General features: G+C 39.9%; 14 protein-coding genes. All 14 read left to right on the top strand.

The window, feature by feature from the left end; all coding sequences use genetic code 11:
- Nucleotide 1 precedes the first annotated feature (1 nt).
- The 14 genes from M2448_RS05085 to priA all read left to right on the top strand — a co-directional run bounded on the left by M2448_RS05085 (nucleotide 2) and on the right by priA (nucleotide 19,961).
- A complete protein-coding gene (locus M2448_RS05085; RefSeq protein ID WP_280646766.1) occupies nucleotides 2-5,167 on the top strand; it encodes a tape measure protein in 5,166 nt (1,721 codons plus the stop codon).
- A gap of 4 nt (nucleotides 5,168-5,171) precedes the next feature.
- Complete coding sequence (locus M2448_RS05090) at nucleotides 5,172-5,684, top strand: hypothetical protein (RefSeq protein ID WP_280646767.1); 513 nt, start codon at nucleotides 5,172-5,174, stop codon at nucleotides 5,682-5,684.
- 8 nt (nucleotides 5,685-5,692) lie between these two features.
- Nucleotides 5,693-6,937 carry a LamG domain-containing protein gene (locus M2448_RS05095; RefSeq protein WP_280646768.1) on the top strand — a complete coding sequence of 415 codons (1,245 nt, stop codon included), beginning with the start codon at nucleotides 5,693-5,695 and terminating at the stop codon, nucleotides 6,935-6,937.
- Nucleotides 6,922-10,848 carry a hypothetical protein gene (locus M2448_RS05100; protein ID WP_280646769.1) on the top strand — a complete coding sequence of 1,309 codons (3,927 nt, stop codon included), beginning with the start codon at nucleotides 6,922-6,924 and terminating at the stop codon, nucleotides 10,846-10,848. The genes M2448_RS05095 and M2448_RS05100 overlap by 16 nt, the downstream gene beginning before the upstream one ends.
- Before the next feature lie 91 nt (nucleotides 10,849-10,939).
- A complete protein-coding gene (locus M2448_RS05105; RefSeq protein WP_280646770.1) occupies nucleotides 10,940-11,269 on the top strand; it encodes a hypothetical protein in 330 nt (109 codons plus the stop codon).
- A gap of 10 nt (nucleotides 11,270-11,279) precedes the next feature.
- Nucleotides 11,280-12,683: a hypothetical protein gene (locus M2448_RS05110; protein WP_280646771.1), complete on the top strand. Its 1,404-nt coding sequence runs from the start codon at nucleotides 11,280-11,282 to the stop codon at nucleotides 12,681-12,683.
- A 324-nt stretch (nucleotides 12,684-13,007) separates the two neighbouring features.
- The gene (locus M2448_RS05115) at nucleotides 13,008-14,015 is read left to right on the top strand and encodes an RNA-directed DNA polymerase (RefSeq protein ID WP_280646772.1); all 1,008 of its coding nucleotides are present in this window, start codon (nucleotides 13,008-13,010) and stop codon (nucleotides 14,013-14,015) included.
- A 5-nt stretch (nucleotides 14,016-14,020) separates the two neighbouring features.
- A complete protein-coding gene (locus M2448_RS05120; RefSeq protein ID WP_280646773.1) occupies nucleotides 14,021-14,410 on the top strand; it encodes a hypothetical protein in 390 nt (129 codons plus the stop codon).
- A gap of 4 nt (nucleotides 14,411-14,414) precedes the next feature.
- Entirely contained in the window at nucleotides 14,415-14,828 is a 414-nt protein-coding gene (locus M2448_RS05125) for a hypothetical protein (protein WP_280646774.1), read from the top strand.
- 2 nt (nucleotides 14,829-14,830) lie between these two features.
- The gene (locus tag M2448_RS05130; protein ID WP_280646775.1) at nucleotides 14,831-15,478 is read left to right on the top strand and encodes a hypothetical protein; all 648 of its coding nucleotides are present in this window, start codon (nucleotides 14,831-14,833) and stop codon (nucleotides 15,476-15,478) included.
- A gap of 28 nt (nucleotides 15,479-15,506) precedes the next feature.
- Nucleotides 15,507-16,103 (top strand): N-acetylmuramoyl-L-alanine amidase, encoded by a 597-nt coding sequence (locus M2448_RS05135; RefSeq protein WP_280646783.1) that lies wholly within the window; start codon nucleotides 15,507-15,509, stop codon nucleotides 16,101-16,103.
- The gene (locus M2448_RS05140) at nucleotides 16,100-16,591 is read left to right on the top strand and encodes a hypothetical protein (RefSeq protein WP_280646776.1); all 492 of its coding nucleotides are present in this window, start codon (nucleotides 16,100-16,102) and stop codon (nucleotides 16,589-16,591) included. The genes M2448_RS05135 and M2448_RS05140 overlap by 4 nt, the downstream gene beginning before the upstream one ends.
- 304 nt (nucleotides 16,592-16,895) lie before the next feature.
- Nucleotides 16,896-17,513, top strand: a complete 618-nt coding sequence (locus M2448_RS05145; protein ID WP_280646777.1) for an outer membrane beta-barrel protein — start codon at nucleotides 16,896-16,898, stop codon at nucleotides 17,511-17,513.
- Nucleotides 17,514-17,522: 9 nt separating this feature from the next.
- On the top strand, nucleotides 17,523-19,961 hold the full coding sequence (priA, locus tag M2448_RS05150; RefSeq protein ID WP_280646778.1) for a primosomal protein N': 2,439 nt from the start codon (nucleotides 17,523-17,525) through the stop codon (nucleotides 19,959-19,961).
- The last annotated feature ends 333 nt before the right edge of the window (nucleotides 19,962-20,294 follow it).

Raw genomic sequence — 20,294 nt, forward strand, 5'->3', positions numbered from 1 at the left:
TGTGGAAAATAAAGATGGAGCTCTGGCATTTGATGTCCTCATTAGGGATAACAACCTAGAACAAATGCTATCCAAAGATGAGCAGCGCATAGCGCAATTCACGCAAAACGTTGAAAGCAACTCCCAGAGTATTGTCGATAGCTTTGGCTCAATAGGCAAGGCTGTAGGAGGTATTGCGGTTGGGGCAATGCTGAAAAGCTGGATTACAGATATAGTTAATGTAACAGGAGAGTTTCAACAATTAGAAATAGCATTTACTACCATGTTAGGGAGCGCAGAGAAATCTGCTGCTTTAATGAGACAGGTAACAGATACAGCTGCTACTACTCCTTTTGATTTGAAAGGTGTAGCAAATGGAGCAAAACAATTACTGGCTTATGGTGAGAGTGCAGAAACGGTAAATGGTACTCTGGTAAGGCTAGGTAACATTGCATCTGGATTGAGCTTGCCATTAAATGATTTGGTTTACCTGTATGGTACAACAATGGTACAGGGGCGATTATTCACACAGGATGTTAGGCAGTTTATGGGGCGTGGTATCCCACTGGTGCAAGAGCTGTCTAAGATGCTGGGGAAAACAACCGAAGAGATAAACCAAATGGTAACTGATGGGAAAATTGGTTTTCCAGAGGTGCAAAAGGTTATTGAGAGCCTAACCAATAGCGGTGGTATGTTCTTTAATCTCATGGAGGAACAAAGTAAATCACTCACAGGGCAAATAGCCAATCTGGGTGATGCATGGGATTTCATGCTAAACGATATAGGGCAAAGTAATGAGGGTATGCTTAGTTCTGGTATCAGTTTAGCTACAACGCTGGTAGAAAACTATGGTACTGTATTAAATGTACTGGAGGGAATTATAATTGCCTATGGCACATACAAAGCAGCTGTAATAGCTCTGTCTGTAGCCCAAAACAAGAGTACAGGCTTTGCCAGCATTGATAACATAGTTGCAAAGGCTCGTATGGGTGTTTATACGAGCTTGACAGCACAGACCAGAAATTATACACTGCAAAATGAGCTAATGACAAAGAGCCAGCAGGCATATACTCTGGAGCTGCAAAAGAGCCTTACACTGGAGCAACAGGAAAATGTATTACGTAACCTAAAACTAGGAGCAATACAGGCTTTACTTACAGCAGAGCAGCAAGTATATCTAAGTCGGCTTAATCTTAACGTACAGAGCGTTGAGTACATTGCAGCAGCCGAAAGCATATTAACCATAGACCAACGGCTAAGCCTGCAAAAGCAGGAACTAGGGCGTACAAGTATGGCATACAGTGTTGCTGTAGAAAATGAGGTCAGAGCTAACCAAGCAGCCAATGCCAGCGAGATAGCCAAGATGCAAACCGAAGCTAGGGCATTAAAACAAAAACAAGCTCTATTATTGGCTGAATATAGGACGAGCCTAAACAAGATAGAGCAAACACGCATCCAAATATCATTAGCCAAACTAAATGGGGATGCAATGGCTGTGGAAAATCTAAGGCTACAGCAGCATAACCAGCTTAAAGCACATGCAGCCATTGTTACCGACATGAAGAATACAAAGGCTGCACAAGAGGCTATTACAACCAGAATAGCTACAGCTGCAACCCAACAAGCTACTATAGCAGGTCGAGCCAAAGTAGCAGGAGATGTAATGCAGACTGCCAGCACCTCCATGTTAAGTACTGCTACAACATTCCTTATGGGTAAGTTAAAAGCTCTCTGGGCAACTTTGATAGCCAATCCTTTTACTGCTATTCTTAGTGTCGTGGGGCTGGCAATTAGTGCATTTATGATGTTCCGAAGCGAGGAAGAGGAAAGCATAGATGTAGCTAAAGAATTTGAGAGCCAGACCAAAAAGGAGATTGAGAGTATTAATATGCTCAAAGCTGTATTGCAAAATACGACAGAGGGCACAGAAACCCACCAAAAAGCTCTTGAAAAATTAAATGGTGTATTAACCAGCTACAACTTGGATGTAATAAAAGAGGGCGACAATATACAGGTTGTTACAGAGAAATACAATGAGCTAACCAAAGCCATAAACAAAAATACAGCAGAGAGGCTACTTGCTCAAAAAACCGAAAAGGCTTCAATACAGCAAAGTAAAGAGGAGGAGAAAGCTCTTGAAAAGTTTAAGGATAAAGTTAAGGGCATAAGGAACGTAGAAACCCATTATGGAGGTATAGCAGGCACGTACTCGTCTTATACAATACCAGAATGGGTAAGTAACCTTAAAGATGAGTATTTCCAGTACATCTATGACGAGGTTAAGGCAAGAATGGTAGAGCTTGAAAATCTCCCAGTCGGAAGCGAGGCGTACAACAAAAAACTACAGGAGATACAAAAAGTTGCTCTTAAAATGATGGCTGATGCTACAGGTGAAACCGAAAAGGAAATAAACCGTAGCAGCAAATTTGTAGAGAACTTTATAAACTCCATAGCGCAAAGTACGGCAAAAGCCAATAATGATATTGATAAAACCAGAGAGGGCTTAGAGCGCATGGCTGGAGGTTTGAGCAACAAAACCGAAACCAAAGAGGAAATAGACCTCATGACCTTATCTCTGGAAGCATTGCATAAAAAAGCATCAGAACTGAATGGGCAAAAGGTAAATCTGGAGTTTGGCAGTTTTGGGTACATTGAGCTAATGAGGCAGATTGCGGAGGTAAATGGTGCTATAGGTAAAAAACAGGCTGGATTAAATACCGAAACTGGCATAAACGATGAGATTAAACGGCTCAAAGGTTTAAGAGAGGGTGCAGCTATAGGTGGTGATGATTGGAAAAACTACGATAGCCAGATAAAAAAACTCCAAAGTAAACTACCTGATACGACCAGCGGGGCTAATAAAAAAGCTAATGCAGCCAGAGAGGTTGCGCAAAAGGAGATTGATATACAGCTAGAACTGGAAGAAAGCAAAATATCAATTATTAAAGATGGCTATACTCGTAAAGTTGCAGAACTGGAGCTACAACACAAAAGAGAGCTTGCACGGATAGACAAAGAAGAGAAAGAGCTTGCTGCCAAATACAAAGAAGCTGGAAAGAAAATGCCTAAAGAGACAACAGAGGCATTTACCACTATGCGTACCAATGAAAATGCCAATTATGAGGTATCTAAGGCAGAGTTGCTAGATGTTCAGATTGAGGAGCAAAAAAAGAAATACCAGCTTTATTACAAATGGGTTTCTGCCTATGGTGAAGATGTAGCCAATAAGCAGTTTAATGATTTAATAAGCAATGGCAAGACTTATACAGATTGGTTAAAATCTCAAATAGGAGTACTGGAAGCAAAACGCAATGATGGAACAGATTTAACCGAAACAGAAAGCAATCAGCTTATTACACTAAAAACTGAATATAAAGAGGTTACAGGTGTAAAAACCGAGATGGATAAGTTTACAGAAAGTATCTCTAAAGCAAAAGAGCAAAGTAAATCTCTATCTGAATATATGGCTAAGCTGGCAAGTATGAAACAGGATTTGCAGCAAGGTAAAACAGGGCTTATTGGCGAAGAAAGAGCAACAGCCACTAAGCAGGTTGATGAAGAGATACAGCGCAATAGCGAGGAGTTACAGCGTAAACTACTGGAAACTTACCGTACCAATGCCCAGCTAAGGCTAGATGCTGAAAAGCAATATGAAGATGAAATATTCTGGCTTAAACAGAATGGGTTTAACAAACAGGCAGAGCTGGCAGAGAAAGCTAAAATAAAAACTCTGGCTGAAATTGATGCTACACGGATACAAAGTACGGATAGTTGGAAAGGGCTTTTTGAGAACGCTTCATATTTGAGTAGTAGTGCTTTTGATGATATAGTAAAAGGGCTAAGAACACAGGTAGAAGCTATTGAGGATGTTGATATTAAAAAGGCTCTTTTGAAACAGCTGGAGGGCTTAGAGGAGCAAACACAAGCTAGCAAAAATCCTTTTGGGCAACTAGTTAAACATATAAGGGAATATAAAAAGGCTACCGATGATATTTCTAAGCAAAAAAGCCTTATTAAAGTATTTGGAGATATTGCATCCAGCGTGGATATGGTAAAAGCCTCTTTTGATGCAGTAGTGGATGGGCTAAACCAAATGGGATTGGCTGGCGATGAGAACACGCAAAGTGTGCTTAATGATATTAGCGGGCTTATGGGTGGCATCGGTGATCTGGCAGCTGGGTATGCAAGCATGAACCCTGCTCAAATGATACAGGGAGCTGTAGGGATTGTAACAAGTGCTGTTAGCCTTTTTGATAGTACAAGCAGGAGAATTAAAAAGGAGATGAAAGAACATGAGAGGCAGCTAGGACTACTCCAGAGAGCTTATAGTCAGATACAATTTAATGTAGAGAACGCTGTCGGAGAAAACTACTATAAAGAGCAAGAAAAAGCTATTGAGAACCTTAAAAAGCAGAAAAAGGAATACCAAGAACTAGCCAGATTGGAGCAAAGTAAAAAATCCAAAGATAGGGATGATGGAAAGGTGCAGGAGTATTTAGCCAATGCAGAGCAAGCCCAGAGGGATATTGAAACCATTGAGCGGGAAATTACCGAAACACTTGTACAAACCAATTTTAGGGACTTAGCCAATGATTTAGCGCAGGCATGGGCTGATGCTTTTGGTAATATGGAGGATAGCGCAGAGAGCTTTGATGAGGTTTGGAATCGCACTATAGCAAATGCTGTGAAAAACTCCTTAAAACTGAAAATCATTGAGCCAGTAGTTAGCCAGTTTACAGAAGCTTTGGCAAACTACATGGGAGCTAATAACAACAGTGTAGTTGGTTTTAATTTCGATTATTGGAAAAGGATGCTCAAAAATGCTGGTGACTCATTTACAAAAGGGTTAGAGGGCTTTGAAGAGTATTTCCAAGATGTAGCTGATGTTATTGATGATAGTACTCTGGAGGGGCAAGTAAAAAGCATTACGGAGGAAACAGGTTCTAAGCTGGCAGGAGAGATTACAGCAATGCGTATTAGGCAAGTTGAGCACCTGCTAATAAGCAAGGATATTAGAGCAACAGCAATAAGCGTACAAAACACGCTGAAAGATGCCGTAAAGCATCTAAGTGCCATTGCAACCAATACATCATACAACAAAAATCTGGTTGAAATAAAAGAGTTTTTGAGAGAGATGAGAGATACATTAAACTCTGATAATTTGAGGGCTAAAGGGTATAATATATAAAATTATGGATAGAATTAACGAGCTAAAGAACCTGATGCAAACAGGGCATTGTGCGGAAAGCATTTCTATGCTGCACAATACAAATGATAATGCAAAAAAGTTGATGGAAACCTATTTCTATTACATCAAAGCATGTACTCAAAAGGATTTTCCGAAACTGGAGTTTCTACGTACTCATTTTGGCAAGCAGGTAGCACCATTTGGCGGTTATGTCGATGCTACAGGTGAACAAAAAGCACACAGAAATAATGCACTGGTAGGTGATAGCAATGTAACAATGCGTACAGAGGGCTATAACATTGTAAAATGCTGGGTAAGGCATAATTCTAAATTGGAAGTAACAGCTACAGAAAACAGCCATTTACATATTGATTGCTTTGAAAATACAGAGGTTAAGATTTGCATAGAGGGCAATGCAAAGGTTTTTGTAAACCAATATGGGCAAAGCAAAGTAGAAATTAGTGGTAATACGGCTAATGCTTCGGTGAAACTATTTGATTGTGAAACATATAAATAATAAAACTCATGGCTTTAGATGAATATTTAGTATTGAATATGCCATTTGATGAAACAGATGGCTCTAAAATAGCGTATGATTACAGCCCTAACCGAGCAGATGGAGTGGTAACTAATGCACACTATGAGGCGGGTAAAAGTAGTAATTGTATTAGGTTTGATGGAGATGGCAAATGTGAGGTTAATAAATCCGTGCTTGCTTTTAATGGGAGCTTTACACTATGCACATTTGTAAAATCGCATAGCATAGCATCCAAAATCATTGTATTGATTAACTATAATGGAGTCAATAAGTTTTTCCAATCGTTTATTGATGTGAGTCCAGACCAATGGTATTACCTTGCTGTAGTACGTGAAAGCAACTACATTACAATCTATCTGAATGGTACGCAGATTGGTAGAACTACATTACCTACTGATTACGGCAACCCAATAGGTTTTAGCATTGCACAGGATTGCTATTTAACCCAGTTGGGGCATGGTTGCTTGGATGAAACAAAATTGTATTCAAAAGCTCTCTCACAAGAGGAGATTTTAGGGTTATTGGATAATACAAAACAGCTGGCTTATCTACTAGATGGCATCAATTTCAAAGATTATGGTGTTTCTGTAAGCAAAAGCATGGGTCTTCTGGATGCTCTAAAGATGAAAGAACCTCTTAAATTGGATTGGGATGGCTATCATGGTGAAGCTATAGACTTAACCAGACCGAGGATGCAAGCTAGGGATATTACATTGCAATGCTTTATCACTACAGATGGTGGGAAAATTGCTTTTGTTAAAGCGGTTAAGGATTTTCTGGAGCTATTTTATACTCCTCATGTAAAACCAGCTGGAGCAAAAGCCGAAATAGTTGGAGCTGGCTTGCATCGTTTAACTATTGATATTCACCCTACAAAGGCTTTGGTGTATGAGGTGTATATGCCAGATGGTACAGATTTGGATAAGGAGTGGAACGATGATAAAATGACTGGTACATTTTCCTTAAAGCTCCGAGAACCAGAGCCAGTAAAGCGAGTATTGAAACATCTTAGGGTAAATGAGAGTAGTAAACGTATAACAATTACACTTACTACAGAAAAACTGGTAAATATCTACTGGGGTGATGGTACTACAAGCCAAGATGTATATGGTACTACAACCATTACGCATGATTATGATGAGAATGGAGAGTATTACGTAATTCTTACTGGTGTTATTGAGGATATTAAAGACTTTTCCACTAATGCTATTATTGTATGGAACAAATTATAGTATATAAGCGCAATGGTGCGGAAAGATACAAGTTAAATAACTATGCTAAGCTCTGTACTGTAAAAAGTGCAGAGCAAAAGCGTGAACTACTTGGAGAGGATACCGTAACCATTAAAACAGAAAGTGCAGAGCCTCTGGATTTTGCTATTGGTGATTATGTTATTGTTTATGGAGATATTTACACGCTGAACAAATTGCCAGAGCCTAAAAAAACAGGTGAAAGGTTATTTGAAACGAGCTTTATATTTGAGGGATTGCAATACAAATTACTGGATGCCCAGTATAGGAGTGCTGATGCTTTAGGCAAAAATCCTACTGCAAATTTTCCTCTGGTTGCAAATATGGAGCTGGCAATGCAAGTTCTTATTAATAACATTAATAGAGTTGGTAAAGATTTAGGTGATACATGGGTGTTAGGTGATTGTATAGAAACTGAGCATAAGGAGCTTACATTTAATAATGAGAATTGTTTAGCTGTACTCCAGAGGCTTTGCGGAGAATTTGAAACAGAGTTTGAGATAGAGGCTCTGGGCAATAAAAAATACAGGCTGCATATACGAAAAGCAGGCTCTCTGTTTGGAGCAACGTTTACTTTTGGCAAAGGTGGTGGTATATACACTCTAAAGCGGAAAAATGTAAATAGTAGCAATGTAGTTACTAAGTTATATGTAGAGGGTGGTACAAAAAACATAAAGGTTGGCTACAGGGATAATGCTACACGGTTAAGGCTGGCTATAAACGAAGAAAGCTATATACAACAAAGTACAGCTGTAGCAGCTATGGGTATTAAGGAGGGTGGTAAAATCTTTGAGGATATTTACCCACACCGTACAGGAGTTATTACTAGTCTCGGTGCAGATAGGTTTACGTTTGTTGATAAAGATATGTTCGACCTTAACGAAAAAGAAAGTGATGGTAAAACTACAAAATGGCTTATTGATGGCACATCTGCTAAAATAAAATTCACTAAGGGCAACATTGCTGGCTATGAGTTTGAGGTAAAATCTTATGATACAAAAACACATACTTTTGTGATTAAAGAGTATGAAGATTCCAGAGGCTTTAAGATACCCAGCACGGATGCTGCCTACCAAATAGAGGTTGATGATGAGTATGTTTTGATTGATATTATAATGCCTAACAATCCCTATGTAGTAGATGCCGAAGCTGCATTGTTGGATGCAGGAACAAAATATTATGAGCAAAACAGCCAGCCTAAAGTTGAGTATGAGCTGGAAATATCCTCTATGTTTTTAAACCGTAAATACAATAATAATGGTGCAGTTATAAATGTATTTAAGCTCGGAGATTATATTCCAGTAAAAGATGCAGATATTAACGTGGATAAAGCTATAAGGGTAAAAGGTTTTACACGAGATGTGGCAACAGACCCTTACAAATACAAGTTGACTATTAGTGATACGGTTGATATTAGTATTATTGAGAAACTTATAGCGGATAACATTGAGCAAGAGAAGATAATAAACATTAATAACCTCACAGATGTAGCCAAAGCCCGAAGCAACTGGAGAACAACGCAGGAATTGTTAAATATGGTGTTTGATGGTGATGGCTATTTTGATGCAGAAAATATACGCCCAAACAGTATAGAAACATTAATGTTAAGTGTCGGCAACAGAGCTGGGCAATTTATTTTGCGCAATATTACTTTTGTTGCCAATGCAGTTGTAGGAAGTACGCCGAACCCTAATGTATTCCAAACTATAAGTAATAGCGGTGTGCTTATCCATTATGCTATTGAGGAAAAAGATAGGACTTGGAATATTGCATCTGCTACACATACATTGTCAAGTAGTAGCTCTGCTTATTACATTTATGCAAAATGCAGTAAAACTGGCAATGCTTGTACAATAATAAGTAGTACAAATAAGCTATCGGTAGAGCAAGATGCAGGCTATTATTATTTTCTTATAGGTGTTCTATCTTCATCCTATAATGGCTACAGAGATTTTGTTACTACCTATGGAGCAACCAGAATAACAGGGCGTACCATTAATTGTGGAAGAATTGAGAGTATTGATAAACAAACGTATTTTGACCTTGATAACTCGGAAATTGGTGGGCGTATTGTTTTTAAATCAAATGGAGAAACAAAAACTCTGGATGAGCTGGGGGCTGAATCCTTAGAAACTAAAGATTTTATTAATAACACATTGCCTAGCATTTTGGATGAGATACAGGCACAATTAGATGGGCAAATTGAGCAATTTTTTGAAACTTACAACCCCACCACTTCAAATGCTCCAGCTAACACTTGGACTACAGCAGCATTAAAAGAGAACCATTTAGGAGACCTTTTTTATAATACAAGTACTGGAAAGGTTTGGCGTTGGGTTAAAGAGGGCAATGTTTATAAATGGCAAGAGCTGCAAGATACCGAGCTGGCACAGGCTTTGGCTTTAGCAAATGAGGCTCTGGCACTAGCAAAAGATAAAAATAGGATTTTTACAACTACACCTTTTACACCGTATGAGAAAGGTGATTTATGGGTGCAAGGTGCAAGTGGTGGCATAATGAGGTGTAAAACTACACGCCTATCAGGTGCATACTCCTCTAGTGATTGGGAGAGAGCGTCCAACTACACGGATGATAGTGGGCTTAATAATTTTATAAATGGAGCTTACAACAGCCAAATAAATGATTTAGTAAACCAGATTGATGGGAAAATAGAAACATGGTTTCAAACAGCCGACCCATCAACAGCTTGGACTACAGCAGCGGTAAGAGCAAAGCATGTCGGTGATATGTGGTATAGTTCTACTACCAAACAGTTAAAACGCTACAGCTCCTCATATACTTGGACTACCATAGAAGATGCAAAAGCTATTGCAGCTTATGAGGCTGCCAGCAAAGCACAGGATACAGCAGATGGCAAAAGGCGTGTATTTGTAGCTACTCCTTACCCTCCTTATGATGTAGGAGATTTATGGGTTAATGGTGTTGATTTAAGGAGATGTGCAACAAAGCGGGCTTCTGGTAGCTATGTTGCAAATGATTGGGTAATTGCAGTACATTACGACAATACAAAAACTACCATTGATGGTGGTATTGTTACATCTGGTACGGTACAGCTGGCTGGCTCTGGAGGTTCTATATTGGCTGGTATTACAGGAGATGGTACAGCTGCTACTTCAATAAGGATTTGGGCTGGAGCATCCTTTGAGAATAGAGCTACTGCACCTTTCAGAGTAAGACAAAACGGCTCTGTAGTTATGACTGATGCAGATATTACAGGTGTGATAAATGCAACCTCTGGCACATTCTCTGGCACACTCAAAGGCGTTACTGGTTCTTTTCGCTCACTCAATTGTGTAGATTCAAATGGTAAAGTAGTTGGTAGTATTACCTTTGGTAGTGATGGTAATATTTGGTTTCAAGGTGGTTTATACCACCAAGCAAGTTCAACACCATTTTACATGAGTAACGTGTTTGTACGTGGAACTTTTGGAGCATACACACGCAATGCACTGGTTATTTATGGCAATTATGGTTATTATTATCCTCGTGGGCTTTATGATTCATCTAACCGTGTGTATGTTTCTCTTTCTCAACAGCAAACCTCTAATAATAAAACCTACTATATTATACCGTTATATGGGCAATCTGGAAATGCAGCAGGCATGCCAGTGGATTTGGTAATTATAAATGTTTCATCTGGTACGTACAGGTATGCAATGAGTAGAACAGCTGGTAAAAAGGTAACTGTAGTTAATGCAAATGATAAGAACAGCGACATTTACATTTATAGTTGTGGAAAGGAGATACGGCACGTAGGAGGAGAAATAGCAGATTGGGTATGTTTAGATGGCTTCCTTTCTCCAGCACCCGCTAGTAATGTAGTAGGTAATGGATGGCTTGTGTGCGCTTCTAGGGATAACACTTGGTCGTAAAAACGGCTACTTTCATCTTTTGTCGCTCTGGTAGCGTGTATATGTTTCACACTTTGACTAATTTTCGGACAATTTTAACAATTACAAAAACATGAGTAAAAACAAGAATTATGTAAGTGAAACAATGTTTGTTTCTCGCATAGTAGCCAAAGGTAAGGTTACAGACCTTACAAATGGTTTTAAGCTCAAAGATGGTGCTCCCTTTTCTATTTATGTGAGACCTAAAACCCTCACAACATTAGATCGGGATGCAATCATTAACTGTAAACTCTACAAAGAGGATGATTTTAGCGAGTGCCCAGTATCATTGTTTACATGGGTTGAGCTGGTACTTATTGAGATAGCACCTAGTGAGGATTTACTTGGTAAATATGAAATCTACTGGGGTAGTGGTGATGGTGCAGAGTTAATAACAACTTAATTTTTTAGATATGGGTTTATTGATTGGTGTGGGGAATACAACCCCACAATTTCCATACAATTCACTTTGGTATGGAATAAAAATTAACCTCAAAAACACAGGCAAGAGTACGGATGATGGTAAACTGGAGCGGGTTGGAAACTTAGACCTGCACAGAAGTTTGCCAGTGCATAGCCGTATTAAACGCTTTGTAGCTAAAGAGGATGGAACAGTAAATTATTGGCTTGGAGCTAATGACAGTACATTAAAAGAGGGCGGTGGTGCTGCAAAGCTAAATGCTGTAGATGGCAATGTAATGCTTTACAAACCCGATTACTGGAGGCGAATAGAGTTTGATGGTGATTACATGCTGGTTGCTGTTAGTGAGGTAGAATTACCGGGATTTACTTATATGAAAGAGAGCGCACGTAGTCCGTGGTTAGCTACTCTTGATAGGGTAAATAACAAGGCTGTTAGTGCATCCTTTTTGCAATGGAATACTGATGGCTCAATAAAAAGAGATGGTACTACAGGTTTACCTGCTTTGACCGATAATGCTGCTGACTTTAGAGGAGGCAATAATACAGCTGGCAATGACAATACAGTAAAGACACAACTGGGTATGCCTGCAACATCCATTACCAAAGCAACTGCACGTACAAGATGCAAAGCCATTAACGCAAAATGGCATCTTGGTGGCTATCGGTTCAGAGAGGAAATGTCTTGGCTTATGGCTATTGAGTTTGGTACTCTGGATTCACAAGCTGCCTACAATGCAGCAAAAACAGCAGATGGATATGCACAGGGAGGGCTTGGTAATGGTACTTATGTTGTTAGTGGAGAATGGAGTGCTTTTAATGGCTATTATCCTTTTATCCCATGTGGTGTAACAGCAAAACTGGGTAATAACACAGGTATTGTAGATTATGTTATTAAAGGCTGGACTACAGGAGTAGACAAAACGGTAAAGGTTGCCAGCTATAGAGGCTGGGAAGCTCCACAACAATACCTTTGGGATTTAAACGATGATGTTATTATCTGGCATGGTAAGCCTAGCGATGGTAACACATCTCTTTTCTATGTATGCGAGGATAGCAGCAAGTTTGTTACTCCAGCAGATACTTCTACAGATATACCTGATGGATACAAAGAAGTTGGAGCTTTGCCCAGAGCATCTGGCTATATTGTTTCTATGGCTTCTGGTAATGGTTGGACTTGCCCAGATAGCGTAACTGGAGGGGCTAGTAACAAAAATTATTGTGATTATTATTGGTATCCTGCTGTTAGTGATACAGCTAACTGGGGTTGGTTTTGCCTCCTTGCTGGTGTCAGTGCGACTTCTGCGGAGGATGCGGGTGTGCGTGGAGCGTATGCGGGTACTCGTGGCTCGACTTCGGATACGCATGGAGGTTTTCCCTTGTGCCTTGATTTATAGGGCAATGCGTGGCGTTTTTTTGAACACATGGGTGTGTTTCAATACAAAGTTTCTTTGAAATAATAATAAAACGGTTTACGGAGATGCGGTTTTGCCTCCTTGCTGGTGTCAATGCGAATAATGCGGAGAATGCGGGTGTGCGTGGAGCGAATGCGAATAATCGTGGCTCGAATTCGGATACGAATGGAGGTTTTCCCTTGAACCATTACGGTTTTCCTTTAATGCGAGAACTATTCTTATCTCCGTAAACCTTGCCACTTGGCAAAATAATACGGTTAAAATAAAGTGCTGGTAGGCTTTATGCTCGAAAGCTCTTATTAGACAATGGCACAGAGAATATATAATTGTTACTGGAAAGTATGCGACCCACAAAATGTATTACATGCAACATATAATACAGTAAAGGGCAAAAAGCGTAGGCATGATGTTCAACGCCTATTAAACGGCAATTACATACAATCCGTTACAGATGTATGGGAGATGTTGGAGAAGCAAACCTATGTGCCAAGTAAATATCACACGAAAATTATCAACGATGGTAAAGAACGTAGGCTTATTATAGCTCCTCTATACCCAGATAGGATAGTACACCATTGTTTGATTGATGTGATTGAGAATGATTTAAGGAAACTATTTATTGCAAACACCTATGCCTGTATAAAAGGGCGTGGAATGCACAGCTGCTTATACTCTTTGAATAAGGCTCTACAAAGAGATAAGAGAGGTACTAAATATTGCTTAAAACTCGACATACGGCATTATTACGATAGTATTGTGCATGATATACTGAAAGATATTATTGCGCATAAAATCGGAGATAAACAAATGCTCTGGTTAATAAATACAATAATTGATAGTACGGAGGGTGGTATCGGTTTGCCAATAGGTTTTTTAACTAGCCAGCATTTTGCTAACCTTTATTTAACTCCTTTTGACCACTGGGTTAAGGAGGTATTGAGGGTAAGATATTATTATCGGTACATGGATGATATGGTAATATTGAGTGATAGCAAGGATAAACTACATACCATACTGGATAGAATAAGAGAGTACTTACAGGAAAGGCTACAGCTAAAAATAAAAGATAATTGGCAGATATTCCCTGTAGATGCACGCTCTATAGACTTTGTGGGCTATAAAAGCAACCACTATAATATACTAGTCCGAAAGAGTATTTTATACAGGTATTGGAAAAAGTTACACAAGGTTGCCAAAAAGTATGGGTTTATTGATGAGACTATAATAAAGAAAGAGTTAGCTGCCCACTGGGGATGGCTTTTGCATTGCAGTGAGGAGCATAAAAATAAAATATTTGAAATTTCTAAAATGTAAAAATTATGAATGACAGATTAAGTAAAGGGATACGTAGCGATGAGCTACAGCCCACATTCGATGTTATCGACAAACTGAAAGGTACAACGCTTTACAACTATAACCAGCACTGGGTAGAAGTAGAGCAAGAAGATGGTAAAAAGGCAAAAAAGAATGAGTATAATAGCCTTAGAGTTGATTATCCAGTAAATGCCAATACCGTTTTTGGCACTCTTCTTACAGCGGTTTATCCAGAGAATGAAGAGCAAAAGTTACTCAACGATTACAATGCAGCCATTGCTGGTATTGAGCCAGAGGAGAAAAAGCAGCCGTATTTAGATTTTCTAAATGCCCGCAAATCTTTTCGTGCAATGGTTGATGCAGATTGTACAACAAACAATATCCCATTGAAATGATAGTATGGGAGCGGAAACATTTGATTTTGCAGACCTTCCACTGCAAGGGGAGGCTGCAAGCTCTACAATGCCCAGCGGTGATTATCCCTCTATTGATGAGGTAATAAATAAACCGATATGGGTTACTGGTTTTACCAATAATGTAGAGACTGCAAATGGCAACAGATGTGTAGTTAATTTTAAGTGGGAACTGGAGGAGGCAGAAACAGCCTTTTTTACATCCTCTAAAAAGCTAATATCTGTGCTAACCAATGCGGGCATACGTTTTCCTTTTCATACAATAATTAAGGTGGTGTTCATCCGTGAAATGGCTTCTTTCGTTTTTCGCAGTAGTAAAGAAGCAATTTCACAGGAGGACATGGATAGCCTTAATATGTATTTAATTAAGAAACGTAGTTATTTGAAACAAAGAAGATAAACATGGACTGGCAAGGAATAGCAACGCTCGTAACGGCTTTAGGTGTAATAATACTCGGTATTGCAGTGCCTATCATAAACTCTAAACAAAAGAGGAAAGAAAAAGAGTGGGATTTAGAACTAAACAGGAGGTTTGATAAGGCAAAAAAAGAGGATGATATTGAAAAGGCAAAATTAAGTGAAACATACTCCAAACTTTATGGCTATATGTGGAAGTTGCTTTTTGCTGTAGATGCGGATAGGGTATTTATAATACAACCACATCCGATGATTGACAAGCAATATATATCCGTTTCTCTGGAGATAACGCATCCCGATAGGGATGTAGCCACTCATAAAGAGAATTTCCAATTTAAGCGCATGTCTGAATGGGCTGGGCTGGTTGCCAAAATAGGTAATGATGATTGGATGATCTACCGAAGCGTTGCCGAGATAAAAGATAATAAAATATTTTCGGAAGCACATAGGCGAGGCTTACAAACGTTGTTATTCCGTAAACTGGTTGATGAAAATGGTTATTGGGAGGGTAATTTGTGCGTGGAGTACACGCACACCCGCCCAGATAATCTGGATTATATTAAGGAGCAAATGACTACTAAAGCGAGATTAATAGAGGACATTTTACCCGAATATCAACCTTTACATGCTTAAAAAGCGTGTATATATACCACACTTTATGATGAAAATTTTAATTGATAACGGACATGGGGAGAATACAGCTGGCAAGCGGTCTCCCCGCTGGGCTGACGGCTCACAATTGTTTGAATGGAAATACACACGTGAAATAGCAAAGCGTGTGGAGGAAGAGCTTAAAAAGCATGGTGTAGATGTGGAGAGAATTGTACCAGAGGATACCGATATATCCATTACTGAAAGATGCAGGAGGGCAAACCAAATAGCAGCCAGAGTAGGTAAACAAAACTGCTTGCTGGTATCCATCCACAATAATGCATCACAAAATGGTAAAGCTCGTGGCTGGGAAGTACATACTTATTTGGGACAGAGCAAGAGCGATGAGTATGCTACAGTATTTTGGGAAACAGCAAAGGAGTTCCTGCCAGTAGGAGCAAACAAGATGCGTTCAGATTGGAGCGATGGCGACCCTGATTGGGATAGCAATTTTGGTATTTTGCGGGGCACTACTTGCTGGGCATTATTAACAGAAAACCTTTTTATGGATAATGAGGAGGATTGCCGTTTCTTACTATCTCCAGAGGGCAAATCGGTTATTGTAGATATCCATGTTAAAGCCATACTTAAAATTGTTGGAAAATGAAACCTATATACTTAATTCTGCTGCTTTTCTTTATCTCATGTGGCAGCTCCAAAAAAGCACTCAAAACAGAGGATACGGAAACCAAGAAAAGCAATGTGGCTGTAGCTGATAGTACCCACACGAAAGAAGATAAGAGTACTCTGGAGAAAATGGAGGAAAATAATTCTTTTGAGTATGTAAAAATTGAGTTTGATACAGATAAGCCAGTAGATAAAGATACTGGTTTGCCTCCTATTAAGTCGGTTGTATCTGCCAATAAAAACAAAAATACCAAAAAGGAAAAGGACACAAACGAAACCAAAGAGGAGGTAAAAAAAACAGATGCCAATATTAATACAGAGGAGAATAAAACCAATGTAGCCGATACCAAAGAAGAAAAGAACCCTACCAATATAGTACAGGATTTTACTAAACTTATATGGGCTCTGGTGGTACTCGGTATTTGTGTTGCTGTTTGGTGGCTGGTGAAAAAAGGCAAGAAAAAATAAGCTCATTAAGATTACATTGTTTATATTTGCAGCGATAACCATATCAAGAACCACAACCCATGAAATTCACCATTTTTGCAGTTGTGGTTCAAATGTGGCTCAAAAAGTAAAACTAAAAAACGTAAGTAATTGATAACCAGCCGAGATAGATGGAACTATCTAAAGTTTCCTAAACTTTAGATCGGGGTTCGATTCCCCGCTGTGCTACTTTTTTAATGATCCTCAGGGTTTTATAGTTTGCCGGAAAACCTTGCCCTCTGCCTGTCTGTTATATCCTTATAGATAATTCTAACTGAATTTCGTTATGAGAACAAACTGCTATTCAGCTATCGTCCTGTTATTCTTACTGTCTGTGTTCAATATACATTCGTCTTCTGCCCAAATACGGTTTGGAGTGAGAGGCGGTGTTGATGTGATAAGTAATAAACTTGATTTCAAAATACTGAAGGCGAGTAATCGCTTGGGCTATCATATAGGGCCTACTTTGGAGTTCATCGTTCCGGCTTCGGGCTTTGGCGCTGATGTGGCAGTGCTGTATGGTCGCAAGGAGTATAAAATACAAGATAAGGAAAGTGATGCTTCCATCTCTGACTATGATTATATAAGCATCCCTGTGAATATAAAGCAACGTTTTAATATACTGGCGATAGGTGTATTCGTTACAGGAGGAGTCTATGGGAATGTAAAAGTAAGCGGAGGCGATATAAACAATATCGGCGATGTTGTAGACGAGTATAAAGCGAAGAACTTTATCTTCGGACTTGGAGCCGGAGCCGGTGTCACGATACTAAAACATGTCGATCTCGGTATTTATTTTCGTGGAGACCTGACCAAGAGGTATGGCGACGAATATATGGATGCGGGAGTATTCCAGAATAAGAAGAATCAAACCTGGACAGTCGGTCTGAGCTATTACTTCTAACCCCTTGAGATGTTATACGTCGACGTAGTATTACCTCTGCCACTGCAAGGACTTTACACTTATGCTGTTCCCTCCGTACTGGATCATACATTGCATGAAGGGAGCAGGATTATTGTGCAGTTCGGCAAAAAGAAGTTTTATACGGCGATTGTTTTCCGCATCTACGAATCGGAAATAGAAATTCCCTCCGTTAAGGAAATAGTTTCTACCCTTGAAGATTATCCGGTTGTTACCACCACCCAGTTGAAATTCTGGGAGTGGATATCCTTTTACTATATGTGTTCTCTGGGTGATGTGTATAGAGCAGCTTTGCCTTCTGCTTTGAAGCTTGAGAGCGAAACCCATGTCCTGTTAAACCCCGATTTTGAGGGTGATGATCCTTTTACTACAAACGAGAAGAAAGTGTTTTATCGCCTGTCTTCCGACAAGGCACTGAGCATAGCCGAAATAGAAAAGCTCACCGGACTATCGAATGCTATATCTGCGGTGAAATCATTGGTAGATAAACAAGCCGCCTTTATAAATGAGAACGTACACAATGCTTATTCAGCAAAGACTAAGTCGGCAGTCCGTCTGGTTAGGGATTTTTCTGAGGAGGAATTGATCGGGGTACTGGATGATCTGAGTCGTGCTAAAAAGCAACAGCATCTTCTGACTGTTTTTCTCGGCCTGAATAGTGGTGGTAACCCTGTGTTCAAGAAACAGTTGCTGGATGAATCGGACACTTCACCTGCGGTTCTGACCGGACTTGTAGAAAAAGGAATACTGGAAGTCTATAATTTTGAGGTCAGCCGTTTCGATTATGGTGAATCTGATTTGGATTCAGCTTATGAGCTTAATGCCTATCAGCAGAAAGCCTATGAGCAAATCTGCGAATCGTTCGAAGTGAAAGACACTACCTTGCTGCATGGTGTAACATCGAGCGGTAAGACTGAAATATATATCCGGCTGATAAAAGACGCTATTGCCAAAGGTAAACAGGTCTTGTACCTGCTCCCTGAGATTGCGCTTACTACCCAGATAACAAACCGCTTGAAATCGGTCTTCGGAAATAAGCTGGCTGTTTATCATTCCAAGTTCAACGATAATGAGCGTGCCGAAACATGGAACAGACTTCTGACGGATGATGAAGTACAGGTCGTTCTTGGCGCACGTTCTGCTATATTCCTACCGTTCCGTTCGCTCGCTCTGATTATTGTAGATGAGGAACATGAAGGCTCTTACAAGCAGCAAGACCCCGCCCCCCGCTACAACGCGCGTAATGCCGCTATTGTACTGGCAGGAATGTACAATGCAAAAGTATTACTGGGTACAGCTACTCCATCGGTGGAGACTTATTACAATGCCTTGACCAATCGTTACGGACTGGTAGGGCTTACTAAGCGGCATGAAGATATAGAACTGCCCGAAATTGCAGTAGTCAACACAAAGGAACTCCGGCGAACAAAGCAGATGAAGTCTATCCTGTCTCCTCCTCTTATCGGAAAGATGCGGGAAGCACTATCGAAGAAAGAGCAGATTATCCTCTTTCAGAACAGGCGCGGCTTTTCTTCCATGCTGGAATGCAAAAACTGTTCGTGGACACTTCACTGTACGAACTGTGATGTAAGCCTTACCTATCACAAAGGACAACGGTTGATGGTGTGCCACTATTGTGCTGCTTCATATCCTGTGCCCTCTGTGTGCCCCGAATGCCAAACTCCTACATTGGAAACACTGGGCTATGGTACTGAGCGTATCGAAGAAGAAGTAAAGGCCGAGTTTCCCGAAGCATCCGTTGCGCGTATGGACTTGGATACCACGCGGGGAAAACGGTCATATGAGCATATTATCTCCGAATTTGAAGATAACAAAACCAATATACTTATCGGTACACAGATGGTATCGAAAGGGCTCGACTTCGATAATGTGTCTATTGTTGGCATACTGAATGCCGACAATCTGTTGAATTATCCTGATTTCAGGGCTCACGAGAAGGCTTTTCAGCTGATGACACAGGTCAGCGGACGTGCAGGACGAAAAAATAAGCAAGGGCTTGTTGTGCTACAAACGGCTCATCCGTCACACGCCATCATCAGATATGTAAGACAAAATGATTATGAGTCATTCTACCAGAGCCAGACCGAAGAGCGTAAGATATTTCGTTATCCCCCATATTTCAGACTCATATCCATTGTTTTGCGGGCGAAGGACGAGCGCGTTGTCGACAGTGCCGCCACTCAGTTTGCACAGGCTCTCAGGCAGACATTCGCCGGACGTGTTCTAGGGCCGGGTAAGCCGCCTGTAGCCCGAGTGCAATCCCTTTATATTCGTACTATTCTGTTGAAGATAGAGAATAATGCTTCCATACAGAAAGTACGCGAATCCATACACTTTCATCAGTCTGTGGTGACCGCGAATTCTGCTTTCAGGTCGGTATTGCTGCACTATGATGTCGATCCGGTATGATTTCAGTTAACAGTCAACAGTGATCAGTTAACAAAAAGTTTACAAACTTGACACATTCTCCATTGTTTTTATGTCTGTCATTTTTCTCTTTATTATATTCTATAACTGTAGGGGCGAAATGCTTTCGCCCGCTTATTTGATTCGCTATATTTATCGGGCGAAAGCATTTCGCCCCTACAAAAGGTAACAAAAGTAACAACTTAGTACTATCTTTTATATCTGTAACTTTCCCTGTTTATTAAATAACTGATCGCTATCAGTATTCATTTCATGAATAAAATAGTATAGATAAATTTGATTAAAAAAATAACATTCCTTCTGCCGGATTCTTCC

It is taken from the genome of Dysgonomonas sp. PF1-14 (assembly GCF_029892965.1).
Lineage (GTDB): Bacteria > Bacteroidota > Bacteroidia > Bacteroidales > Dysgonomonadaceae > Dysgonomonas.